This is a genomic window from Bacilli bacterium (assembly GCA_036381315.1).
Classification (GTDB): Bacteria; Bacillota; Bacilli; order Paenibacillales; family KCTC-25726; genus DASVDB01.
The window spans coordinates 1-24758 of the sequence record DASVDB010000005.1 but is presented as its reverse complement, the minus strand read 5'-3'; the positions used below and the strand labels follow the sequence as shown (position 1 = coordinate 24758).

The window sequence follows — 24758 nt, the reverse complement described above, 5'->3', positions numbered from 1 at the left end:
TGAAACGCAGGCTTTTGCAGTATGCCCGCGATACGGCAAGGCTGAATGCGTTGGAAATGCAAAATAAACAATTGCAAAAAGCGCTGGGCTTCACCGAGCGCCAACAGCAGCAAAATCATTATATTTGGCATGCGGCCTATGCGGTGGCAATCAGCCCCGACCCTCTCTACAACACGACGATCAAGATCAATTTGGGCAGCAAAGACGGCATTCGCGAAGATATGGCGGTTGTCTCTCCCGACGGGCTGATTGGCCGAATTGAGCGAGTCACGCCGTATTATGCCACCGTTCAGCTTATTTCCGACATTATTTACAAAGATGTTGATTATAAAATGGACACAAGCAAGGGAATTTCCGCTACAATCAAAGGAAAAGACGACGTATTCGGCATGATCGAAAGCTTCGATAACGAGTTGGGCTTTCTTGTCATGAATAAAATTCCCGATGAACAAAGCAAAGAAATCGCAACCGGTGACACGGTGATCACATCCGGGTTGGGCGAATTGTTTCCGGCGGGAATTGTAATCGGCCAAGTGGTCTCGAAAAAGGAAGGGGATTTCGGCATCACTTACAAAGCTTATGTAAAGCCCGCCGCTACCTATAAGCCGGGCACCGTGCTGTTTGTGATCGAGAATCCGCAACAGTGAGGTGAGACATGCGCTACCGTTTCCTCTGGCTTGTTTTGTTCGGTCTGTTTGTTTGCGACGGCTCGCTGTTTCCTTGGCTGATTCCGGCCGGCTGGACGGACGCGATGAAGTTGTCACCGCATTTTTTGCCGATCGGAATTATGTTTGTGGCTCTTTACGTCAACAGGCACGCGGCGCTTGTTTACGGTTTGGTTTTCGGACTGTTGCAGGATGTTTTTTATTATGGGCATATGCTGGGGCCGCATATGTTTACGTTAGGCGTTGTCGGTTATTTTATCGGGATTTTTTACAACCGCGGGCGCATCACGCTTACGGCCAATTTAATCGTGCTGGCCTATGGTTTGATTGCTTATGATTTGCTGCTTTTTGGCATCTATCATTTTTTTGCCGTGACGGATTACGCGCTTGGCTATGTCCTCTACCATTCAATATTGCCCAGTCTGCTAATCAATATGCTGATCGCGCTGGTTTTGTACGTTCCCTTTCGCTTATATTTCGAAGGAGCGCCGCGCAGGGCCGGAAAAGATGAAATAAAGAGTTGAAATCGATTGTCGGGCAGGAAATTTTCCGACCTCTAAAGAATAGTTTTATTTGGGAGGTAACAGCGTCCATGTCCACTGCAAAACATCATGTGACGATTAAAGGCGTCAAGGACGGGCTTGTTTTTTTGTTGGACGACAACTGCACATTTGCGGAATTGCTCAGTGAGCTTAAGGACAAGCTGGAAACCACCCATCACCAAATATTGACCGGGCCGCTTATTTCGGTGACTGTCAAATTGGGGGAACGCAAACTCTCCGCGGAGGAGGAAACATTGATCCGCAATACGATCGGCCGGCGCGGCAATCTCTTGATCAAATCGCTCGAAGCGGGCAGCAGGGCAGGCAAAAGCGCACCTTCGTTCAAAGTGATCAAAGGCATGATCCGTTCCGGGCAAACGGTTCATCATGAAGGCAATCTGCTCTTGATCGGCGATGTCAATCCCGGCGGCACGATATCTTGCACCGGCGATATTTATGTGATGGGCTCGTTAAGGGGGATCGCGCACGCCGGTGCGAACGGCAATGCGCAAGCAGTAATCGCCGCATCCCACCTGCATCCGACGCAACTCAGAATCGCCCACATCATCAGCAGGCCCCCCGACGAGTGGGAATCCGGGGAAATGTTCATGGAGTTTGCCTATCTGGAAGACGACAAAATGAATATCGACAAGCTATCGCAGTTGCACCGCATCCGCCCGGGCAATATGGAATGGTGAGGAAACTTTGAAGGAGTGAAACACGTTGGGAGAGGCAATTGTAGTGACGTCCGGCAAAGGCGGCGTTGGCAAAACGACAACTTCGGCTAACGTCGGCACGGCGCTCGCGCTTTTGGGGAAAAAAGTTTGCATGGTTGATACGGACATCGGTCTGCGCAATCTGGATGTTGTGATGGGCCTGGAAAACCGTATTGTCTTCGACCTGGTCGATGTGGTGGAAGGCCGCTGCCGGTTGCCGCAGGCTTTAATTAAAGATAAACGGTTTGACGAACTGTATTTGTTGCCCGCCGCGCAAACGAAAGACAAGCTCGCTGTAACTCCGGACGATATGAAAAAGATTGTTACGCAATTAAAATTGGAATTCGAATATGTCCTGATTGATTGTCCTGCCGGAATCGAACACGGCTTTAAAAACGCTGTCGCCGGCGCGGAACGGGCGATCGTTGTGACCACGCCGGAAAACGCCGCGGTGCGCGATGCCGACCGGATTATCGGCCTGTTGGAAGCTGAACATATCCGCGACCCGAAACTGATAATCAATCGTATCCGTCCCAACATGGTAAAAAAAGGCGAAATGTTGGATATTGATGAAATATGCTCCGTTTTGGCGATTGATTTGTTGGGAATCGTTCCCGACGACGAGCATGTCATCAAGGCCGCCAACACCGGTGAACCGACGGTGATGGATCCGGCCGCGAAAGCGGCGATCGCTTACCGCAATATTGCCAGGAGGATTCTTGGCGATACCGTCCCGCTTATGCCGCTGGAAATCAAGAAGGGTGTCATGCATAAAATGAAAAAGCTTTTTGGGATAGGATGAGAGCAAGTGCTTGTTTCTTTCCGCAAAATCGATTGGACGATCGTCGCGATTCTTTTTTTGTTCATGATCATCAGTTCGGTGCTGATTTACAGCGCGACGTACAATACCAGATTTTTCAGCTCCCATCTGTATATAAAAAATATTTTAAACTATGTTCTCGGCTTTCTTGTCTTTTTCGGCATGATTCTTGTCGATTACCGAATTTTGTTGAAAACGTCGTTGTATTCGTATTTGTTCGGCATTCTGATGTTGATTGCCGTTTATTTTTTTGGCGTGGAAATCAATGGCGCGCGCAGCTGGTTTGAACTGCCGTTGGGATTCAATTTTCAGCCGGCCGAATTGATGAAAATCATTTTAATCGTGGCGATCGCCAAATATATCTCGCGCAAGGAAGGCGAACATCTGGAACTGGTGCGGGATATTATGCCGATCGGCGGAATTGTGCTGCTGCCGTTTATGCTTGTTTTGATTCAGCCCGATTTGGGCAACGCCATCATTTACCTGGTTATTCTGGTCGGGATGCTGTGGATCGGCAACATCAAGTATTCGTATGTGTTGATCGGATTGGCGGCTTTCGCGGCGTTTCTGGCGCTGTTTTTATTTTTGTACGGCGCCTACCACCAGCAATTGTACGGTTTTTTGGAAAAACATCACAGTGAACACTGGATGGACCGCATCGACACGTTTTTGCACCCGGAAAGCGTCTCCAACGACGATGCTTATCAGGTCAACAACGCCAAAATCGCCATCGGTTCGGGCGAACTGCACGGCGAAGGCTTTTTGCGGGGCAATTCGGTGCACAGCCGCGTTCCTTTGCCGTTTTCCGATTCGATTTTTGCCGTCATCGGCGAGGAGTTCGGGTTTATCGGGTCGTCTGTATTGCTTGTGCTTTATTTTTTGCTTATTTACCGTTTGATTTTGACCGCCATTCAGTGCAGCGATTTAAGCGGAGCGATCATCATATTCGGCATCGTTTCGATGTTTGTATTTCAAATATTTGAAAATGTCGGCATGCTGATCGGCATTATGCCTTTGACCGGCATCACCCTGCCGTTTGTCAGTTATGGCGGAACCTCCGTACTGATCAATATGCTTTCGTTGGGGCTGGTCTTAAGCATCAAAGTCCACCAGGAAGAGTTGCCTCCTTTCTAATTTCCCTTGTTTTTGCTGCCCTCCGGTTCGCCACTGTTTCCATTCATAAAAAAATGAGACAAGTCATATGAATGAAGCAAATGCGCCGACGGGATCGGAGGGTTCATCGTGACGGTAAAAGAAAATATCAAAAAGCGCAGGATTGCGCGCATCAAAGCCATTTTGGCGGAGCCGCGGCAGCCGGATGCGGCGAAAAGCGGCGCCGTACAGCCCCGCCTTCCCCAAACGGAGGACAGCCGGCTTTCGGACCCCGAGTATGTGTGGAATTTGCGGCGCAAGCAATTCGGCTGGGACGAAGATCGTTACGAGCGGGACCGCGCGGAGGAGGAACGAAGCTTTCGCGAGTGGATGGCTCCGCCTTCCAAAACGCAACTGGGCGGCAAAATTTTTATTTGTGCGCTGTTGTTTTTCGGAATATGGGCGCTGTTTCGCGCGCATATTCCCGGAACAGACGCCGCCAAAGCATGGGTGACCCGGGCGTTGACGGAAGATTTGGATACCGCGGCGGTTGCGCTTTGGTATGAACGCACATTTTCAGGGTTTCCGGCTGTTCTTCCGGCGCTGCAACATAACTTGCGCAAGGCGGTCAAGGTATTTGACCAGGATGCGATGCTTGCGCCGACGGCGGGGCATATTGTGCGGACTGAAGAAGACGGCCCGCTGGGCGTGTGGGTGCATGCGCCGGACGGAAGCGCCGTTCAGGCTGTGGAAGAAGGCCGTGTCGTTTATGCGGGCAGACTGCCAGAGACCGGACTGACCGTTCGGGTGCAGCACGCAAAAGGATGGGTGAGCACCTATGGATGGTTGGCCCAAACGAATGTAAGCGTGAACGACTGGATCAGGAAAGGAGATTCATTGGGGACCGTCGCGGCAGACGGAAGCGGGCGAGCGGATCAGGCCAATTTTTATTTTTCCCTGGCTAAGGACAGGCAGCCGATCCCCCCAACGGATGTGATCCCGTTTGATTAAACTGTGCGGAATCGTTTTCCGCTTTCATTCCTTGTTCGCAGTAGTGATGCTGTTGTCGCTCTTGACAGGCTATCTGGTGGAAGCGGCGACGTTGTTTACGATCGTCCTGATTCATGAACTCGGCCATGTCATGGCCGCGAAGGCGTTCGGCTGGAAAGTCAAGGAAGTCAGGCTGTTGCCCTTCGGCGGCGTTGCCGAGATGGACAGCCAGGGCAAAAACAGGGTCAGCGAAGAACTGGCGGTTTCGATTGCGGGACCGCTACAAAATGTGGTCATGATTGTTTTTGCTTGGGGCATGCGACATTTCGGCGTTTGGGGAGAACAATGGAGCATGTTTTTTATTGAGTCGAACAGGCTTATCATCTTGTTTAATTTGCTGCCGATCTTGCCGCTTGACGGCGGAAAAATCGTCCAGTCCGTGATCAGTTTGTGGGCAGGTTATTACCGTACGCTCGCCGTCTGCCTAAAGGCCAGCATGGCGCTCAGTTGCGCCATGATCCTTGTCGCGCTTCTCCCTTTGCGAACATCCGGGGTGCAGCTGAATCTCGCTGTCGTCGGATGTTTTTTGGCTTATACGAATTGGTGCGATCTCAAAAATGTGCATTATGTTTTTTTGCGGTTTCTGTTTCACCGTGAGTTGCATCTGGCCAAGAACGGCAAAACGGGTATGCGCGCCCGCCCGCTCGCGGTTACTCCCGAAAAGAAGCTGCAGCAATTGGTGAGGTCGATTCACCGCCCATGCTATCATTTTTTTTATGTGGTGGAAACGACGGGAGAATTGCAAGGCATCTTGACGGAAAACCGCGTGCTGCATAAATATTTGACGGAATTTCGTCCCGACAGTGCAGTTTCGGAACTTTTCAGGTAAGATAGAAATAGACGGAATGTTTCGCAACCTTGCTTAGGACCGGAGGCTTTCTGACATGAGGCGGATAGTGATTCATTGCGAGCAAAATTCCACTCTCGTTGCGCTGATGGACGAACAGCGGCTCTTGGAAATTTTTTCGGAAAAGCAGGAAATGCGGCAAATGGTCGGCAATATTTATAAAGGCCGGGTCGTAAACGTGCTGCCGGGAATGCAGGCGGCTTTCATCGATATTCATTGCGGCAAAAACGCTTTTCTGTATATCGACGATCTGCTGCCGCAAAATCCGGATAAAGAGCTGAAAATAAAGCCGAATATCGCGCAATTGCTGCATGAAGGCGATGAACTGCTTGTTCAGGTCATGAAAGACCCCGTCGGTACGAAAGGCGCGAAAGTAACGACGCATTTTTCGCTGCCCGGGCGGTGGGTCGTATATATGCCCGAAGCCGCTTATGTCGGCGTTTCCCGGAAAATCGAGTCGGAACCGGAACGGGAGCGGCTAAAATCAATCGGGGAGAAGCTCTTGTTGCCGGGAGAAGGGTTGATCTTTCGCACGGTTGCGGAAGGCGAGGCGGACGAAGCGCTGGCGTATGATTTGGCGTATTTGCGCGATTTGTGGCAATCCGTCCGGCAAAAGAGCAAAGACGCCAAACCCGGGGATTGCGTGTATCGGGAGCCGGACATGCTGCCGCGCATTGTGCGGGATGTGTTGACAGATGACGTGGACGAGATCATCATCGACAGCAAAGCGAAACACCGCGAATTGCGCCGGCTGCTTATGGACATTTCCCCCATTTTTGCGGACCGCTTGCACTTGTACGGCGGCAATGAGCCGATCTGCGACACGTATGGAGTTAGTGAACAATTGCGCAAACTGTTTAACCCGAAAATCTGGTTAAAAAGCGGGGGATATATCGTCGTTGACCATACCGAGGCGCTTACCGTCATTGATGTGAACACCGGCAAGTATACCGGCAGCGTTGATCTGGAGGAAACGGCGCTCAGGACGAATCTGGAAGCGGCGGAAGAGATCGCCCTGTTGCTGCGGGTAAAAGATGTCGGCGGGATCGTGATCGTCGATTTTATCGATATGGAAAAGGAAGAGCACCGTGAAGAGATCGCCAGACGTTTTGCCGAGGTCGCCAAGCGGGACCGTACGAAAACGTTGGTGGTCGGGTGGACGAGACTCGGGCTGTTGGAAATTACCCGCAAAAAGGTGCGCAACAGCATAAACGCCTTTTTGCCGGAGAAATGTCCTGTTTGCGGCGGCACGGGAATGGCTCCGCAGCCGGACAAATCGCAGCCGTAAAAATTGTTTGCTTTCCCGAATCCGCTATGATAAAATACTTCAGTGTGTTGCTGCGCATAGCCGCAACCGCGCGAAACGGGTACGAAGTGCGCTCAAGATGAAGCGCCACCTGCTTCGGCGAGTCTCAAACTATGAGGAGGTGCAACCATGTACGCCATTATTGAAACCGGCGGCAAACAGTATAAAGTGCAAGAAGGGGACGTCCTTTACATCGAGAAGCTGGATGCGGAAGAAGGCGCAAGCGTGACTTTCGACCGCGTGCTGGCCGTGGCGAAGGATAACGGTTTGGTGGCCGGATCGCCCTACGTTTCCGGTGCAGCCGTAACGGCAAAAGTAGAAAAACACGGCAAGGGCAAGAAATTGATCGTTTTCAAGTACAAGCCGAAAAAGAACTACCGCCGCAAACAAGGCCATCGCCAACCTTATACCAAAGTTGTCATCGACAAGATTCAAGCTTAAAGGCGGCATATGATTCGCGTTATTGTTACACGACAGGCAGTTGACCGCAGCATCCGCGCGTTTTCCGTAACCGGGCACGCCAATTTTGCCGAAGCCGGCAAAGACATCGTATGTGCGGGCGTATCCGCCATTACGGTAGGTACGGTAAATGCGATTCAGGAGTTGCTGCATGTCGCGTTACCCGCGGCCATGCGCAAAGGCAAACTGGCGGTGGAGCTGCCTCAGGCCGATGCCATCGCCGACAGCTTCAAGGATGTGCAACTTCTGCTGGAAGCGATGCTCGTTTCACTGCAATCGATCAAAGAGTCTTACGGCCCATATATTGAAATTCAGGAAGAATTTATTTGAAGGAGGGTGACACCTGTGCTAAAGCTTGATTTGCAGTTGTTTGCTTCGAAAAAAGGGGTAGGTTCGACAAAGAACGGACGCGACAGCATTGCGAAGCGCCTCGGTGTGAAACGTGCCGACGGGCAAGTGGTAAAAGCGGGCAACATTTTGGTGCGCCAACGCGGAACGAAGATTCACCCGGGCGCCAATGTCGGCATCGGCTCCGACGATACGCTGTTCGCCCTCGTAGAAGGCGTCGTCAAATTTGAACGGTGGGGCCGCGACCGCAAAAAAGTGAGCGTTTATCCCGCAAGCACCGAACAAGCGGTTGCTGCGGAAGCATAAAACTTCTGAACGTGAACCCCGGCGAATTATCGCCGGGGTTTTTGGTCGTGACGCCTTTTTTTGTGGTATACTTTGGAAAGGTTAAGTCGGTCCAAGTACCATCGACGAGGTTGGTTATGGAAAAGAAAAAGCGGCAAATGAATCAGTTGATTGCCTTAGGCGTGGCGGCGGCCGGTTTGGCGCTTACGGTATTTTTGCCATGGTGGGTTTACCGCCTGGCCGCGGCAGTCATGTTCATATGCGGCATGCTCGTTTGGAGACGATTGGGGCAAAAACGGTCGGAAAACGATTGGAAAAATCGCGCCGAGGCGATCCATCATGAATGGCTCGGCATCTTGAATCAATTTCGGCATGATTGGATGAACGACTTGCAAGTGCTGTACGGGTATGCGCAGCTTAAAAAAACCGATTCGGTTCTTTCCGCGATTTTGCACGCCAGGGACAAGTTGGCGATTGACGGAAACATCAGCCGAATCGGCATTCCGTCTTTGGTTTCCGGTTTGTTTGCCTTGCGAGTCAAACAATCGCCGCTAAAGTTGGATATTTCGTTGGCGGAAGATGTAAATTTGTCCGAACTTCCGCTTGCGGGCGAGAAAATCCGGGGCGTCATGTCCGGCGTGGTTACCGCTTTTTGCGAGCACGCGGCGGCGGTCTCTACTCCTCCGGGCAATCTCAGGTTGTACATAAACGTGGACGAGCGCCATCTCATTCTTGACTTCGCATATACAGGCGGCTATGACGGCGCCGAATTGGCCAATCGTCTGGAGCGAACAATAAAGCAAGCGGGCGGCAACCTGGAAAGCAGCCGCGATTTTCGCGACGGCGGGGCGAATGTCGAACTGCGGATTCCGTTTAGCGCTTGATATCCAAAATATTTGCTTGTTGGAGTGAATAAACGGCATGTTTGTCGATAAAGCGAAAATTTTTGTAAAAGGCGGCGACGGCGGTGACGGCATCATCGCGTTTCGCCGGGAGAAATATGTCGAGCAGGGCGGGCCGTCCGGCGGCGACGGCGGTCGCGGCGGCGATGTCGTTTTTCGCGTGGACGAAGGTTTGCGCACCTTGATGGATTTCCGCTATCAAAAGCATTTTAAAGCGGAACGCGGCGAAAAAGGCAAAACGAAAGCAATGCAGGGAGCCAATGCCGCGCCCTTAATCGTGCGCGTGCCTCCGGGCACCGTTGTAACGGATGACGACACCAAGGAAATCATTGCCGATCTTACCCGCCATAATCAGGAAGTTGTGATCGCAAAAGGCGGCCGCGGCGGCAGAGGAAACATGCGTTTTGCCAATCCGGTGACGCCGGCCCCTTATATATCGGAAAAAGGCGAGCCGGGAGAAGAACGTTGGGTTGTGTTGGAATTGAAACTGATGGCGGATGTCGGTCTGGTCGGATACCCGAGCGTCGGCAAATCGACTTTGCTGTCGGTCGTCACTGCGGCTAGGCCGAAAATCGGCTCTTATCATTTCACCACGTTGACGCCGAATTTGGGAGTGGTTAACATTGCGGACGGCCGCAGCTTTGTGCTGGCCGATCTGCCGGGATTGATCGAAGGCGCCCATCAGGGCGTCGGTTTGGGGCATGAATTTTTGCGCCACATCGAGCGGACCAAAATCATTGCGCATGTAATCGACATGGCGGCAACGGAAGGGCGCGACCCGTACCAGGATTTTGTCAAGATCAACGAAGAATTGGCTTTGTACAGCGAACAACTGCCGCGGCGCCCGCAGGTTATTATCGCCAATAAGATGGATATTCCCGGAGCGGATGAACATTTGCGAGAATTCACAAGCAAGCTGGCCAGGCAATCGCATAATGCCGCAGTTTTTCCCGTTTCCGCCGTCACCCATTCGGGACTTGCGCCGCTATTGTACAAATTGGCGGACATGCTGGATGCGCTGCCGCAACATGCTGAAGCGGAGCTTGCCCAAAACGATGACCATATTGTTTACAGATTGCCGGAAAAAAATGAGGAAGCGCCGCGCATACGCCGGGAGAACGATGTCTTTATTGTGGAACATGCCGATTTGCAACGAATGGTCGAGCGGATTCATCTGAATTCATATGACGCGTTCCAGCGTTTTTCCCGCATATTGCGCAAGAAAGGCGTAGAACAGGCGCTGCGGGAGCACGGCGCCAAAGACGGCAGCATTGTTCGAATCGGCGATTATGAATTCGAATTTGTGGATCGCGAGTAATAAAAGCGCGCCAGGCCGTATCGCCGCGCACAGTTGTCTGTTGCTTTAAGCCGATGATTCCGTTATAATGTCCACTATATGAGTACAAAGGTTTTCCGTGAAAGGACGATTTCACGTGCATCAGCGCAGGTCCGCACTTATTGCTCCCCACGACCAACGTTATTATCTCGTGCATGAAGACGTGTTGCCCGAGGCGGTTCTAAAAACGATCAAGGTTAAACAATTGTTGGCGCAGGGGGAAGCCAAAACGATTCATGACGCGGTGGAAAAAGTGGGATTGAGCCGCAGCGCGTTTTACAAATACAAAGACTCCGTTCATTCGCTAAATAAATGGCAGCGCGAACGGATCGTCACCATTTCCCTTGATCTAAAGCATCAGTCGGGCGTGCTTTCGCAAGTGTTGTCGATGATAGCCGCGCATCAAGGCAACGTGTTGACCATCCATCAGACGATTCCGTTGCAAGGGATGGCCAATGTGGTCATTACGATGGATACTTCCGATATGAGCAGCCCGTTTCCCGATTTGATGCGCTCGCTGGCGGATTTGGACGGGGTAAGACAGAGCGCTGTGATCGGACAAGGATAGCAGTTTTGGAAAACATCTGGGGGAGGAATCATGATGAAACCAATCAAAATCGGTCTGCTCGGGCTTGGCACGGTCGGAACGGGCGTAGTCAAGATGATCGAGGGGCATCAGGAAGATTTGCAGCTGCAAACGGGCTGTCCGATCGAGATCGAGAAGATTTTGGTGCAAAATGTGGATAAAGCGCGGACCGTCGATGTCGACCGGCGAAAATTGACGTGCGATCCGTGGGAAGTGGTCAACCATCCGGAGATCGACATTATCGTGGAAGTGATCGGCGGCATCGAACCGGCCAAAAACTATATGTTGTCCGCATTGGAACAGGGCAAGCAGATTGTGACGGCGAATAAGGATTTAATCGCCCGCCACGGACAAGAAATTCTTGCCAAAGCTGCGGAAAAGCGCTGCGATGTTTTGTATGAAGCCAGCGTAGCCGGAGGGGTCCCGATTTTGCGCACGCTGGTGGAGGGCTTTTCCTCCGACCGCATCACCAAAATAATGGGCATTGTAAATGGCACAACAAATTACATCCTCAGCAAAATGTCCAGCGATGGCGCATCTTATCACGACGTTTTGGCGGAAGCGCAGCGGTTGGGGTATGCGGAAAGCGATCCGACCTCCGATGTGGAAGGCTATGACGCCGCTTATAAAATGACGATTTTATCCCGCCTGGGCTTCCATGCCGGCGTTTCTTTCGACGATGTGAGCGTAAAAGGAATTTCCGGCGTCGGCAAGGAAGATATCGCTTATGCCAAATCGTTAGGCTATGAAGTCAAACTGCTCGGGATTGCGGAAAGCAAAGACGGCAGATTAAGCGTGGACGTTGAACCCGTCATGGTGAAAAAGACGCATCCGCTCGCTTCGGTCAGCGGAGTGTATAACGCGGTCTACGTATACGGCGAAGCGGTCGGGGAAACGATGTTTTACGGCCCCGGGGCGGGCGAAATGCCGACAGCCACATCGGTTGTGGCCGATATTGTGGCTGTGGTGAAAAATTTGAAATTGGGCGTGAGCGGCCGAAAATCCGCGCTGCCCAGCAAAGAAGCGAAAATGCAAAGCGACGAGGAAATCGTCGCCAAACAATTCCTGTTGCTGCATGTAGCGGATAAAGCCGGCGTTTTGGCGCAAATTACGCAAATATTTGCGGAAGCGGAGGTTAGTCTCGAGTCTGTCATTCAGCAGCCGAATGAGCAAAATCCGTCGGCCGAAATCGTGATCATCACCCATGACGCCAGCCGCGCAAGCATCAAGCGGGTGATTGCCAAGCTGGAACAGGCAAGCGTCGTGCATAAAATCAAAAGCGTATACCGCGTTGTCGAATGAAAGGAGTTTTCCCGCATGGGACGCAGGCTTGAAGGTGGAAACGGATGAAGCAAGGCAGCGTTACGGTGAAGGTTCCCGCCAGCACGGCGAATCTTGGACCGGGTTTTGACAGCCTGGGAATGGCACTCAATCTGTTCGCCTGGATCGAAATGGACATAGCAGAAAAAACGAAAATTGAACTGTTGGATGCAAATACGCAAGGCGTACCGCTGGATAAAACCAACCTGATTTACGAGTCTGCGTGCAACGTATATGCGGCTGTCGGCGAGCCGCCGCCGGAGTTGAACATTACCATTAAAAGCGATATTCCGTTAACCCGCGGACTGGGCAGCAGCGCCGCCGCCATCGTCGGCGGCATGGTTGCGGCAAACGCTTTGCTGGGCGAGCCGCTTGCGCGGCGCGACCTTTTGCAGCTGGCGACCCGGTTGGAAAACCACCCTGACAATGTCGGCGCCTCCTTGTTCGGCGGCATCGTTGTGTCGTCCTGGGACGGCGACCGCGCGGAATGTGTCAGAATCGAACCGGATCCGCGCCTGGCGGTGATCGCGGTCATTCCGGAATTCACATTGGCGACGGAACAAGCGCGGGGCCTTTTGCCCAAGCAGGTTGCCATGCAGGATGCCGTCCACAATCTGAGCCATTCGTCGCTGTTGGTGGCCGCGTTGGCAACCGGCAACTTGTCGTTGCTCGAATTTGCGATGCGGGACCGGTTGCATCAGCCTTATCGCGCGCCGCTCATTCCAGGAATGGAGGCGATTTTGCGCAATGCGACGGATCATGGGGCATTGGCGGCGGCGTTAAGCGGAGCCGGTCCGACAATCCTGACGCTCATTGATCAGACAAGCGGCAACCGGACGCGCTTGGAGCGTTTTCTCGCCGATACGTATGCCGGACTTGGCATGCCGTATAAGACGATATTTTTGCATCCCAGCGCCGAGGGCGCTACGCTATTGACAGACGGGGGCGAAAGTTGTAAATTAAGCGCAAACAAAAAAGGGGAAATCCGGCAATGTTAAGGATCGCTTACCTTGGTCCTGAAGGTACGGTGTCACACGAATCGGCTGCTTGGTTTTTTGCCGGAGAGGATGTTGAACTTATCCCTTTCAGGGTTATTTCCGATGTTTTTTTGGCGACCGCGCACGGAAAGACGGACGCAAGCGTCGTTCCGATCGAGAATACGATTGACGGCTCGGTCAACGCGCACATGGATTTTCTGGTCCATGAGGTCGATATGCCGATTTTGGCGGAATGGACTTATCCCTCCGTGCAAAATTTAATCGGCTTTTCCGCCGATCAGGGCGGCGATGACTTAAGCCGCATTCGCAGAGTCATCTCGATACCGGTTGCCATCGCGCAATGCCACACTTTTTTGCGGACGCATTTGCCTGAAGCGGAATATGAGCATGTGCCCAGCACCGCCGAGGGAGTAAGGCTTGTGAAAGAGCGCGGCGACCATGGACTGGCGGCGATCGGCACGGCGTCGGCGGCCAACATGTACGGATTGGATTTGCTGAAAAAGGATATCGGCGAGCATCAAAACAATTTGACCCGCTTTATCATTGTGGGCAATAAGCCTATACCGTTAAAGCCTTCGCCTAAATGCAAGACGTCGATTATCGTGGCGCAGCCGGAGGACTATCCGGGCGGTTTGCACCAAGTGTTGTCGGCGTTTGCATGGCGGCGCATCAACCTGTCGAAGATCGAATCGCGACCGACCAAAAAGCGGCTGGGCAGTTATTATTTTTATATCGATGTGGAAGCGTCCATGGATTCGGTGCTGCTGCCGGCCGCCATTGCGGAAATTGAAGCGATCGGTTGCCGGGTGCGTTTGATGGGGAGTTATCCAAGCTATTCATATGATATAATAAATTCGGAGGTGCAAGATTGATGGCACAAGTCATTTATTTAAACGGCGAGTATGTAACCAAAGAAAACGCAAAGGTGTCCGTGTACGACCACGGTTTTCTATACGGAGACGGCATTTTCGAAGGCATCCGCGTTTACAACGGCAACATTTTCAAATGCAAGGAACATTTGCAGCGCCTGTACGATTCCGCAAAATCAATCAAGCTTGACATTCCGCTTTCCCCACAGGAAATGCAGGAAGTGCTGGCGGAAACGATACGCCGCAACGGCTTGAAAGACGGTTATATCCGCTTGGTCGTATCCCGCGGCCCCGGCGATTTGGGGCTCGATCCCAGACGTTCGCCGCATCCGAATGTGATCGTGATCGTCGAACAATTGGCGATATATTCGGAAGAAGCTTACCGGTTAGGGTTGCGCACAATCAGCGTATCGCAGCGGCGCAATATTCCCGACGCATTGAATCCGAAAATCAAATCGCTTAATTATTTGAACAACATTCTGGTGAAAATTCAGGCCAACCTTGCCGAAGTGGGCGAAGCGATTATGCTGAACGCGCAAGGGTATGTCGCCGAAGGTTCATCCGACAACATCTTCATAGTAAAGAACGGCATTGTCTATACGCCTCCATGTTACGTTGGCGCTCTGGGAGGCATCACGCGCATGGCCATCATCGAAATTTGCGAACGGATCGGCTACAAGCTGAAAGAAGAGCCGTTTACGCTCCATGATGTATATGTCGCCGACGAGGTATTCTTTACGGGGACAGCCGCCGAGGTGATCGCCGTGCGGGAAGTGGACGGACGCACCATCGGAGAAGGCAAAGCGGGTCCTATCACGTTGAAGCTGCTTGAAGAATTCCGCAAGATTGTAAACGAAGACGGTTATAAAGTGCAATATTAAACGGAAAATTTCATGAGGCGTAAAAAAGGAAGGCAAACCGTGCCGCGGTTTAGTCTTCCTTTTTTCTTTTTTATCCGTTTCGTTTTTGCTCTTGCCTCAGAAGTTTTTCACGTTTTTGATGTCATCCGCCCATTTCCCGCATAACATGTATTAACGATTGAACCGAATGACCAATCTGCAAAGCATTTTGATGTTGTGGGAGGTTTTGACGACGTGAAACTTCATATTGTCAAAAAGGGGGATACCCTTTTTCAAATCGCGGAAAAATACCATGTCGATCTGGAGACGCTGCTATCGGCTAACCCGCAAATTGCCGATCCGGACGAAATCGCGCCGGGTATGAAAATCAAGATTCCGCATGGCGCGGCGCCTGTTGCGCCGCCGGACGAATCGGTAGCGTACAAACATATTGTGCAACAGGGGGATACGTTGTGGAAATTGTCCAAAGCGTGGAATGTGCCGCTGCAATCGCTCATCGCGTTTAATCCCCACTTGAAAAACCCCAATGTGTTGCTGACCGGCGAAACGGTGTTTATCCCGAAATCCGGTGCCGAATCGCCGCATCAGTCGCAACAATCCATTGCGCCGCAAATGCAAGGCGAGCCGCCGCAATCGGCGGAGCAGTCCGCGCTGGACACGGATTTGGGCAATATTCACGGCGCGATGGATCTGTCTGTTTCCAATCAGGATGTGAATGTCGCGCAAGTTCCCGAATCCGGGCAACCGTTTGTGTTTGCCGACGAGTCCGATCTTGGCAATATGAGCAAAAAGATTGATGATCTGTTTGCCCAGTTCAAGGTCCCGGCCACCGAAGCGTCTTCCGCCATTCATCCGGAAAAAAAGGCTGCGGCGCAAATGCTTCCGCCTGCCTACCCGTCTGCGCCGCTGTTTGTTTCACCGCAGTATATGCCGGGCAACGATTGCGGATGCAAGCATCCCGCCGCCCAGCAGCCGTTTTATCATCCTTATGCTCAACCGGCTGCCCAACTGACGGCCCCGACGGGGTATCCGACCATGCAAGCGCCGTACGCCGCTTTGCACATGCCGCCGTATGCCCAGCCTTTTCCCGTATCCTATATGGCGTACGCTGCGGACCCGCAGGTGAACATCTATCAATATCCGATGCCCTGGACTGCCGGAAGCGACATGTCAACCGCTCCGCATGGCACAGTCCCTTTGCAATTGCCGGATAACGCCGTGGACAGCAAAAAAGATGCGGATAAGCCGGACGTGCACGCTTCCGCGCAGCGCCACGCTAGCAAGCAGCATCGTAACCGGAAAAGCTCCAAAACACGCGGAAAACACGCGAACGGAAAAAGTACCGGCGGCGACATCGGGCAAAAAAATTTGCTCTACGATGAACCGTTTGCCAAAACCAGCCTTCCGTGGATCAATACATGAACGGGCAAGCCGCATAAAGCAAATTCCATGCGGTTACACTAGGTACAAAATCGGTATGGAAGGCGATAGCGGTGAATTATGCGAATATGCTCAAACAGTTGAAAAAGCGGCTGCGGAAAAAACGCAACCGGTTATCGCTCGCATTTTGGTGTATAGCTTGCCTGCTAGCGCTGTTAAGTTTGCTTTTCCCGGGGTTTGCCGCAAGCTCGCTCGCGCTTGTTTCGGGTGCGCCGGCAAATCCGGCGGCGGCAAGCGCCGTGAATTTGCCGGCAAGCCCGGATAAGGACGGCAAAAAGGAAGTAATCTTGCATCGGCAATACGCCTGCGGTGAAGAGACGACCCATCTGGGCAGCAAAACGCTGCGGGAAGTGCAGTCGCTTCTTACGCAGCATCCCGGCTTAAGATTGGAAAAAACTACATTTGACCGCATCGAACTGACGGAAAAAATCAACGATTTATCGGCGAAATGCAAGGAAAACGCCTACTTCGGACTTGACGAGAACGGCAATCTGACGTTGTTTGACGGGCTTCCGTCAGAGAAGCGCGCGGTCCGCACCTTTTTTCAACTGGATATTGCCCAGTTGAAATCCAGTCTCCCCGTCGAAACGGTGAAACAGTTGTATGACGGCATCCGCATTCGCGATTATGCGGAATATACCAGCGTTCTGTCCACATTTAGCGATTTCGCGGTGAAGGCAACTACACTCACACAATAGCATGACATTGCACAGTTATTCGGGCGGCTCCGATTTTGCAAATCGGGCCGTTTTTTTTCATGACATTCGCCGAATGGTCGTTTATAATGGGAGTGTACATATGTTCGCATGGTGCAGACGGGAGAGAACTTTTTGCGGATATTGGGCATCGACCCTGGAATTGCGATTGTTGGTTTCGGCTTTATTGATCAAAAAGGCAGCAAGCTTGTCCCGGTTCAATACGGCAGCATTCAAACGCCGGCGCATATGGATTCGGCCAAACGGCTGCGCATCATTTTTGAAACGCTGCTTAAGTTGATCGACAAGTACCGGCCCGATACGCTGGGATTGGAAAAGCTGTATTTTAACCGCAACGTGACAACGGCTTTCTCGGTCGGACAAGCGAGGGGCATCATTATGTTGGCTGCGGAAATGAAGGGGCTCACAATTGGCGAATACACTCCGCTGCAAGTGAAACAGGCAATTGTCGGCTACGGGAAAGCCGAGAAGCACCAAGTGCAGGATATGATCCGCATGTTTTTAAATCTGCCGGAGACGCCCAAGCCCGACGACGTGGCCGACGCGTTGGCCGTGGCGATTTGCCATGCCCATTCCTCGGCATTAAACGATAAATTGAACGGAGCAAACAGACGATGATCGATTTTTTGCGCGGGAGTGTCGCCCACGTTGCCGAAGATTATGTCGTAATCGACGTTGGCGGCGTCGGATATCGGGTATTTTGCGCAAATCCTTATGTGTTCGCCAAACGCGAAAATGAAGCGGTTACGGTTTATATCCATTATTATGTGCGCGAGTACGCGACGCTTTTGTTCGGGTTTGCCACCAGGCAGGAGCAGGCTTTATTTCGCCAACTGCTGGATGTAAGCGGGATCGGCCCGAAGGTGGCGCTCGGCGTTTTATCGGGAGGGACTCCCGACGCCATCATCGCTTCCATACGGCAAGAAAACATCGCCTATTTGACGCGCCTGCCGGGAATCGGCAAAAAGACGGCGCAGCGGATTATTCTGGATTTGAAAGACAAATTGGGAGTTGCGCCGACAACCGTTGCCGGCATCAACGCCGCAGAGAGGGAATTATCCGCTGATAGCGGCGCTTCCCCTTGGGCGGAAGCAAAAGCCGGGCTGTTGGCATTGGGTTATACGGAAGCGGAAACGGAAGCGGCGTGGGCGGCGATCCGCGATAAAGCGGAAACGTCGGATAAACCGGATGTCCTGTTGAAGCTTGCGCTGCAGGCGCTCTACAAAAAGTAGGCCTCCGGCGCGGGACCTCAAACTCCGCGGCGCAACGCCAAAACGAGACGGGTCGCCACCCCGCGCAACGCAATTACGGGAGGAATTACCCCTCCGCCCGGCGCTAAAACGGGTCGATTACCTCTCAGCTTGGCGCTAAAACGGGTCGATTACCACCCCGCCCAACGCTAACGGTCGTAGCAGAGGCTATTTGCCGAAAAAAGGCCGATTTGAAATTTTAACGGACGCAGTGGAGGCTAATTGACGTTACAACTCTCGAATATCAGGAAAAATGCCGGAATAGGCTCTCTCACGACCGTTAGAATCAAAAAGCGGTCAAATTGAGCCAAATAAGCTCTCCTACGACCTTTAAAAGTTGCCGGCCGGAAAATCGAACGAGATTTTTGGCGAAAAAAGCCGTCAGTCGGCAAACCGATCAAGTTTCAGCCGGCTAGCGAAAAAAGCCGTCAGTCGGCAAACCGACCGGGTTTTAATCGGCAAGCTTTGGGGAGGCTTAGGCCGCAATTAGCTATTCCGCAGACTTAACCGGCCGGAAAAATGAAATAAGCAAGGAGGGGAAACCGTTTTGTCAAGACGCGCAACATATATCCGTTCTTGACAACGGGGACTGGATGGAGGACCGCATCATATCCGCCAATTTCATGATGGAGGACGGAACGGATGATTACAGTCTTCGCCCCCGGTATTTGTCGGAGTATATCGGGCAGGCGCAAGTCAAAGAAAATCTGAAAGTGTTTATCGAAGCGGCGAAAATGCGCAAAGAAGCGCTGGATCATGTGCTGTTGTACGGGCCGCCGGGATTGGGGAAAACGACGTTGTCCAATATTATCGCAAACGAATTGGGCGTTCATATCCGCACCACATCCGGCCCGGCGATCGAACGCCCCGGCGATTTGGCCGCCATTTTGACCAACTTGCAGGATGGCGATGTGCTGTTTATCGACGAAATCCACCGGTTGCACCGCACCGTTGAGGAAGTGCTGTACCCGGCGATGGAAGATTTCTCCCTCGACATCATGATCGGCAAAGGTCCCAGCGCCCGGTCGGTGCGCCTTGATTTGCCGAACTTTACTTTAATCGGCGCGACTACCCGCGCCGGTCTGTTGTCTTCGCCTTTGCGCGACCGCTTTGGCGTGGTTAGCCGCCTCGAATTTTATACGGTGGAGGAGCTGACGTTTATCGTTTCCCGGGCGGCGGATATTTTGCATGTCAAGACAATCGGGGATGCCGCAAGGCAAATCGCCATGCGATCGCGGGGAACGCCGCGAATTGCCAACCGGCTTCTGAAACGGGTGCGCGATTTCGCGCAAGTGAAGGGAGACGGCATCATAACCCCGGAATTGGCGAATACGGCGCTCGCGCATATCCAGATTGACCGTTTGGGACTGGACGCGATCGACCATAAAATGCTGCACACGGTCATCCGGCATTTCGGCGGAGGGCCCGTAGGGCTCGATACGATCGCCGCATCCATCGGAGAAGAAAGTCAGACGATCGAAGACGTCTATGAACCGTATTTGCTGCAGATCGGCTTTTTGCAGCGCACTCCGCGCGGGCGAACGGTTACGAAACTGGCTTACGATCACCTGGGCATTCCATATCCGGAAAAGTAATGAAGCGCATGTCCCGGCGCAAATGAACGCTTCCTGTCCATTTTATGCCGATTTTTCAGCAACTTTGCGCGAAAAATGCCGTCTAATGTAGAGAAAAGCAAACGGAGGGAAGTTTTTGTCGCATGGCCAAATTGACGCGAGTTGTAATGATCGTACTTTTCATAGGCGCATTTTTTTTGACCGGTTTGGCAACGCCGGAATCCCGTACATATGCAGCAATCCCCAAGCTGGATGAGATCAGGGTGAGCCTGTTTATTGACAGCCGCGGAACCGTGCCGGCAGTGACGCTGTCCGCGTCCGAACTGCAGATCGGCATCAATCAGGCGGACGGCGTGCATACGCTGATGGCCGCCAAAGACGAGCCGGTCCGTTTCAGCATGGATCAATATATGCTAAAATGGATTGCCATCGGGGATTATAATCGCGCGAAAACGGTGTACGGGCAATTGCAGGCAGCCGGACTTAATCCGTATATTTTTTCCACGCGCAAAAGCGGAAAGCCGTTGTATGTTGTCTATACGGGGCATTACGCTTCGCAAAATGCGGCGGAACTGGTCGCGGCAAAAGGCCCCGGCGGATTGTCGCCGATTGTGACGGGCCCCTATCATGTAAGCGCCGGCAAATTTGCCAGCGAAGCGCAGGCTGACGCCCTGTGCAATTCTTTAAACGATGCGGGGATCACCGCCAACGTTGTTGCCTATGTCGCATCGGGCGCCCCCGCTTTTGGCGTATGGGTTGGCGAAGAAACATCGCCGGACAAGCTGGCGGCGGTGCAGGCGCTGGCTAGGAAAGCAATGCCCGGCCTGGTGTTAACGCCGGTTGACCCGGCGATGCCCTATTTGTTGAAAAGAATCGAAGTTTCCCAGTCGGCAAGTGCCAATTCGGCGGTAGCGCATTTGTTCTTTCAGGCGAACAGCGAAAAAGTTTGGGTAACCGCCAAGGGTTCCGGAATTAAGGTGGCGGAGAGGTACGGCCGTACGTATCGCGGCGCTATTGAAATAAGCCAATTCAACGGGAAATTGGCTGTTATTAACCAGCTTCCGTTCGAACAATATTTGTACTCGGTTGTCGGTTCGGAGCTAAGCGCCGACTGGCCGCTGGAAGCGTTGAAAGCGCAGGCGGTCGCGGCGAGAACGTACGCGTTGACGCTGGGAATGAAATATAAAATCGCCAATATTTCCGATACCACATTCGATCAGGCTTATTATGGATTGAGCAGGGAATTTCCGGATGCCATTAAGGCGGTCGAGCAAACAAAAGGCGAAGTGTTGGTCAACGCCGACGGGTTGATTACCCCGTTCTACTATTCCAACGGCGGCGGGCTGAGCGCGGATCCGACAGAAATCTGGGGAACGCCGATCGATTATATCCAAAGCGTGATGAGCCCGGACCAAGACGCCCAAAACGGCAAACTGGTGTGGGACCGCGTCGTGCTTGCTAACGGCGAGACCGGCTATATCCGCTCGGATTTTGTTGCGGACACCGGGGAAAAAAATGCGCTCGGATTATCTGTTGTGACGGCGACGGAAAGCAACGTAAACGTCCGTAAAGCGCCATATGTCGACAATGTGGCGAATCCGCCGATTGCCCAGGTGATGAAAGGCGATAAAATGATCGTATTCGACCAGGCGATCGAGTCCAATTCGTTTAACTGGATTCGCGGTCCCTTTACGGCTGAAGAAATGCTCTCCGCCATCAATCAATATGCCGAAGCGCCGCTCAAGAGCCCGCCCAAGTCGCTAACCGTCACCGCAAGAGGCCCATCCGGACGTGTCGTTAAAATGCAGGCCGACGGCGCCGACATTCAGGTGGCGCGACCGGATACTTATCGCTCCGCCATGCAAGGGGTGCCGAGCACACGGTTTGCTGTGGAGGAGACGGGCAAGCTGACAGTGCTTGGAGCCGGCGGGAAAATGCGCACCCTTGCCGGAACGGGCGGCAAGCTGGCCGTTATATCCGGTTCGTCCGCCGCTACGCCAAACGGTATTTCCCGGGCAATTGCGTTATCCGCTCCCGAATACTTTATCGTAAATCATGCGGGCAACGTGCGTTTGGCTACGAGCGATGTGCAGTACCGGTTTATCGGGCTGGGCAACGGGCACGGACTCGGCATGTCGCAATGGGGCGCCCGCGCGTTGGCGGACTTGCAGTATGACTACAAATATATTCTGCAATACTATTACAAAGGTGTTCAGATCGTGAAGGAATGACATGAATGGATATCGAGCTGTTTCAATTTGCCCTTCCCGAGGCGTTGATCGCGCAGACGCCGTCGGCAACGCGCACCGGTTCGCGGCTGATGACGTTGAATCGCCGCACCGGCGAAATCGGACATCGGCGTTTTACTGATATCGTGTATTTTTTGCAGCCTGGCGACACGCTTGTATTGAATGATTCAAAGGTCATTCCGGCCAGATTGTTAGGAGTGAAAAAGCATACCGGCGCAAAAGCGGAATTGCTGCTGCTGCGCAATTTGGGCTCCGACAGATGGGAGGCGCTTGCCCGCCCGGCCAAACGATTAAAGGCCGGCAGCGTAATCGAATTCGGCGGCGGTCATGCGCCGCTGTTGACGGCGATCGTTGAAGAAGACAGGCCGGAAGGCGGGAAAATCGTCCGTTTTTCTTATCGCGGAATTTTTCCTGAAATATTGGATGAGTTGGGCGAAATGCCGCTTCCTCCGTATATACATGAACGTCTGCAAGACAAAGACCGGTATCAGACCGTATATGCCCGGTATGAAGGGTCAGCGGCGGCGCCGACGGCTGGGCTGCATTTTACGCAGGAACTGCTTGAAGAAATTGCCCAGGCCGGAATTCGCATCGCTTACGTGACTTTGCATGTGGGGCTTGGCACGTTTCGTCCGGTCAGCGCAGGGAAGATTGAAGAACACAAGATGCATGCCGAATATTACATCTTGAACGGAGAAACCGCGAGCATATTGAACGACGCCCGCAAAAACGGAGGCAGAATCGTCGCGGTCGGGACGACGAGCGCGCGAACCCTGGAGACATTGGGAAACTTGTATGGCGATAGCGAGTTTGCCCCGTGCGCCGGTTGGACAGACATCTTTATTTACCCAGGCTACAAGTTTACAATGGTAGACGCGCTGCTGACGAATTTTCATTTGCCGAAGTCGACGCTATTAATGCTGGTCAGCGCTTTTGCCGGCAGAACGACGGTTTTGCAAGCTTATAATGAGGCGATTGCGCAAAAGTACCGCTTTTTCAGTTTTGGCGATGCAATGTTTATTTATTGAGGTGAACTTGTGGCAGTCACATATGAATTGATCAAAACATGCAAACAATCGGGAGCGAGGCTTGGCCGCCTCCATACTCCCCACGGCGTGATTGATACGCCCGTATTTATGCCGGTCGGAACGCAGGCTACGGTAAAAGCGATGAGCCCGGAAGAATTGAAGGCGATGAATGCGCACATCATTTTAAGCAATACGTACCATTTGTTTTTGCGCCCGGGCCATGAAGTTGTGCGGGAAGCGGGCGGCTTGCACAGATTTATGAACTGGGATCGCTCCATTCTGACAGACAGCGGAGGCTTTCAAGTGTTCAGCTTGAGCGAAAACCGCAAAATATCGGAAGAAGGGGTTGAATTCCGCTCCCATTTAAACGGGGACAAGCTGTTTCTTTCGCCGGAAAAAGCGATGGAAATTGAAAATGCGCTAGGCGCGGACATTATCATGGCATTTGACGAATGCCCGCCGTATCCCGCGGAATATGACTATGTCAAACAGTCGCTGGAACGAACGACCAGATGGGCTGAACGTTGTCTGCAAAGCCACGCCAGGCCGCACGATCAGGCGTTGTTCGCGATTGTGCAAGGCGGAGTTTATAAAGATTTGCGAAAAACAAGCGCCTATCAGTTGACTTCCATGGATTTCCCGGGGTATGCTATTGGGGGGCTCAGCGTAGGTGAACCGAAGCCGATGATGTATGAAATGCTGGAGTCGGTCATCCCGCTGTTGCCGGCAAACAAGCCGCGTTATCTGATGGGCGTTGGATCGCCCGACGCATTGTTGGAGGGGGTTGTCCGCGGCATCGACATGTTCGATTGCGTTCTGCCTACGCGCATTGCCAGAAACGGGACAACCATGACCAGCCGGGGCAGACTTGTGATTCGCAACGCCCGGTATGCCCGCGATTTTGGCCCGCTTGATCCGGCGTGCGATTGCTATACATGCCGCAATTATTCCCGGGCCTACATCAGGCATTTGATAAAAGCGGATGAAATATTCGGCATTCGGCTCACAACGATTCACAATTTGCACTTTTTGCTCCATTTAATGGAAAACGTCAGACAGGCTATTCGCGAAGACAGGCTGCTTGATTTTCGCGACGAATTGTTCGCCGAATACGGCTTGTATGACGATGATCGCGGTTTTTGAAAGGAGGGGACACCATGCTTAATATTGCAGCTGAACAAACTGCCACCGCCGGTTCGACGTTGACGACGCTCGTTCTTCCATTCGTGCTGATGTTTGCCGTGTTTTACTTCTTGCTTATTCGGCCGCAGCAAAAAAGGCAAAAAGCGCGCACCGCCATGTTGCGGGATTTGAAAAAAGGCGATAAAATCGTGACGATCGGCGGAATACACGGCACCATTCAGGAATTGAACGAAGATACGGTCATTTTGAAAGTCAACGATACCACAAAGCTTACGTTTGACCGTACGGCCATCAGCAGCGTTACGGCGCAGGCGGAAAAAACGAACAGCTGAAACTTGATACATATCGCGAAAAAAA

Annotated in this window: 27 protein-coding genes and 1 other annotated feature; all 27 genes read left to right on the top strand. The window is 52.5% G+C overall.

Features of this window, described 5'->3' with window-relative positions; translation table 11 throughout:
• On the top strand, positions 1–647 hold a 647-nt coding region (gene mreC / locus VF260_00395; GenBank protein ID HEX7055642.1), incomplete at its 5' end, for a rod shape-determining protein MreC.
• 8 nt (positions 648–655) lie between these two features.
• A complete protein-coding gene (gene mreD, locus VF260_00390) occupies positions 656–1189 on the top strand; it encodes a rod shape-determining protein MreD (protein ID HEX7055641.1) in 534 nt (177 codons plus the stop codon).
• 68 nt (positions 1190–1257) lie between these two features.
• Positions 1258–1905 carry a septum site-determining protein MinC gene (gene minC / locus VF260_00385; GenBank protein ID HEX7055640.1) on the top strand — a complete coding sequence of 216 codons (648 nt, stop codon included), beginning with the start codon at positions 1258–1260 and terminating at the stop codon, positions 1903–1905.
• A 25-nt stretch (positions 1906–1930) separates the two neighbouring features.
• Positions 1931–2725, top strand: coding sequence for a septum site-determining protein MinD (gene minD, locus VF260_00380; protein ID HEX7055639.1), 795 nt, complete (start codon positions 1931–1933; stop codon positions 2723–2725).
• A gap of 6 nt (positions 2726–2731) precedes the next feature.
• Positions 2732–3877: an FtsW/RodA/SpoVE family cell cycle protein gene (locus tag VF260_00375; GenBank protein HEX7055638.1), complete on the top strand. Its 1146-nt coding sequence runs from the start codon at positions 2732–2734 to the stop codon at positions 3875–3877.
• 108 nt (positions 3878–3985) lie between these two features.
• Positions 3986–4846 (top strand): M23 family metallopeptidase, encoded by an 861-nt coding sequence (locus VF260_00370; protein HEX7055637.1) that lies wholly within the window; start codon positions 3986–3988, stop codon positions 4844–4846.
• Positions 4839–5714, top strand: a complete 876-nt coding sequence (locus VF260_00365) for a M50 family metallopeptidase (protein ID HEX7055636.1) — start codon at positions 4839–4841, stop codon at positions 5712–5714. The genes VF260_00370 and VF260_00365 overlap by 8 nt, the downstream gene beginning before the upstream one ends.
• Before the next feature lie 55 nt (positions 5715–5769).
• Positions 5770–7020, top strand: coding sequence for an Rne/Rng family ribonuclease (locus VF260_00360; GenBank protein HEX7055635.1), 1251 nt, complete (start codon positions 5770–5772; stop codon positions 7018–7020).
• A gap of 54 nt (positions 7021–7074) precedes the next feature.
• Positions 7075–7155, top strand: a sequence feature (ribosomal protein L21 leader region).
• A gap of 12 nt (positions 7156–7167) precedes the next feature.
• Positions 7168–7479, top strand: a complete 312-nt coding sequence (gene rplU, locus VF260_00355) for a 50S ribosomal protein L21 (GenBank protein ID HEX7055634.1) — start codon at positions 7168–7170, stop codon at positions 7477–7479.
• Between the two features lie 9 nt (positions 7480–7488).
• The gene (locus VF260_00350; protein HEX7055633.1) at positions 7489–7827 is read left to right on the top strand and encodes a ribosomal-processing cysteine protease Prp; all 339 of its coding nucleotides are present in this window, start codon (positions 7489–7491) and stop codon (positions 7825–7827) included.
• A gap of 15 nt (positions 7828–7842) precedes the next feature.
• Positions 7843–8151: a 50S ribosomal protein L27 gene (rpmA, locus tag VF260_00345; GenBank protein ID HEX7055632.1), complete on the top strand. Its 309-nt coding sequence runs from the start codon at positions 7843–7845 to the stop codon at positions 8149–8151.
• 116 nt (positions 8152–8267) lie between these two features.
• On the top strand, positions 8268–9014 hold the full coding sequence (locus tag VF260_00340; protein HEX7055631.1) for a Spo0B domain-containing protein: 747 nt from the start codon (positions 8268–8270) through the stop codon (positions 9012–9014).
• 37 nt (positions 9015–9051) lie between these two features.
• Entirely contained in the window at positions 9052–10350 is a 1299-nt protein-coding gene (gene obgE / locus VF260_00335; GenBank protein HEX7055630.1) for a GTPase ObgE, read from the top strand.
• A gap of 115 nt (positions 10351–10465) precedes the next feature.
• The gene (locus VF260_00330; GenBank protein ID HEX7055629.1) at positions 10466–10936 is read left to right on the top strand and encodes an ACT domain-containing protein; all 471 of its coding nucleotides are present in this window, start codon (positions 10466–10468) and stop codon (positions 10934–10936) included.
• A gap of 33 nt (positions 10937–10969) precedes the next feature.
• The gene (locus VF260_00325; GenBank protein ID HEX7055628.1) at positions 10970–12256 is read left to right on the top strand and encodes a homoserine dehydrogenase; all 1287 of its coding nucleotides are present in this window, start codon (positions 10970–10972) and stop codon (positions 12254–12256) included.
• Positions 12257–12300: 44 nt separating this feature from the next.
• Positions 12301–13272: a homoserine kinase gene (thrB, locus tag VF260_00320; protein ID HEX7055627.1), complete on the top strand. Its 972-nt coding sequence runs from the start codon at positions 12301–12303 to the stop codon at positions 13270–13272.
• Positions 13266–14144 carry a prephenate dehydratase gene (gene pheA / locus VF260_00315; protein ID HEX7055626.1) on the top strand — a complete coding sequence of 293 codons (879 nt, stop codon included), beginning with the start codon at positions 13266–13268 and terminating at the stop codon, positions 14142–14144. The genes thrB and pheA overlap by 7 nt, the downstream gene beginning before the upstream one ends.
• Complete coding sequence (gene ilvE / locus VF260_00310) at positions 14141–15022, top strand: branched-chain-amino-acid transaminase (protein ID HEX7055625.1); 882 nt, start codon at positions 14141–14143, stop codon at positions 15020–15022. The genes pheA and ilvE overlap by 4 nt, the downstream gene beginning before the upstream one ends.
• Positions 15023–15235: 213 nt before the next feature.
• Positions 15236–16423 (top strand): LysM peptidoglycan-binding domain-containing protein, encoded by a 1188-nt coding sequence (locus VF260_00305; protein HEX7055624.1) that lies wholly within the window; start codon positions 15236–15238, stop codon positions 16421–16423.
• Between the two features lie 71 nt (positions 16424–16494).
• The gene (locus VF260_00300) at positions 16495–17139 is read left to right on the top strand and encodes a BofC C-terminal domain-containing protein (protein HEX7055623.1); all 645 of its coding nucleotides are present in this window, start codon (positions 16495–16497) and stop codon (positions 17137–17139) included.
• 108 nt (positions 17140–17247) lie between these two features.
• A complete protein-coding gene (gene ruvC, locus VF260_00295) occupies positions 17248–17775 on the top strand; it encodes a crossover junction endodeoxyribonuclease RuvC (protein ID HEX7055622.1) in 528 nt (175 codons plus the stop codon).
• Entirely contained in the window at positions 17772–18389 is a 618-nt protein-coding gene (gene ruvA / locus VF260_00290; GenBank protein ID HEX7055621.1) for a Holliday junction branch migration protein RuvA, read from the top strand. Before ruvC ends, ruvA begins: the two co-directional genes overlap by 4 nt.
• 611 nt (positions 18390–19000) lie before the next feature.
• Positions 19001–20002 carry a Holliday junction branch migration DNA helicase RuvB gene (gene ruvB / locus VF260_00285; protein ID HEX7055620.1) on the top strand — a complete coding sequence of 334 codons (1002 nt, stop codon included), beginning with the start codon at positions 19001–19003 and terminating at the stop codon, positions 20000–20002.
• Between the two features lie 122 nt (positions 20003–20124).
• The gene (locus VF260_00280; GenBank protein ID HEX7055619.1) at positions 20125–22212 is read left to right on the top strand and encodes a SpoIID/LytB domain-containing protein; all 2088 of its coding nucleotides are present in this window, start codon (positions 20125–20127) and stop codon (positions 22210–22212) included.
• A gap of 5 nt (positions 22213–22217) precedes the next feature.
• Positions 22218–23258 (top strand): tRNA preQ1(34) S-adenosylmethionine ribosyltransferase-isomerase QueA, encoded by a 1041-nt coding sequence (gene queA, locus VF260_00275; GenBank protein ID HEX7055618.1) that lies wholly within the window; start codon positions 22218–22220, stop codon positions 23256–23258.
• Positions 23259–23267: 9 nt separating this feature from the next.
• A complete protein-coding gene (gene tgt / locus VF260_00270) occupies positions 23268–24401 on the top strand; it encodes a tRNA guanosine(34) transglycosylase Tgt (GenBank protein HEX7055617.1) in 1134 nt (377 codons plus the stop codon).
• 14 nt (positions 24402–24415) lie between these two features.
• Positions 24416–24733 (top strand): preprotein translocase subunit YajC, encoded by a 318-nt coding sequence (yajC, locus tag VF260_00265; GenBank protein HEX7055616.1) that lies wholly within the window; start codon positions 24416–24418, stop codon positions 24731–24733.
• The last annotated feature ends 25 nt before the right edge of the window (positions 24734–24758 follow it).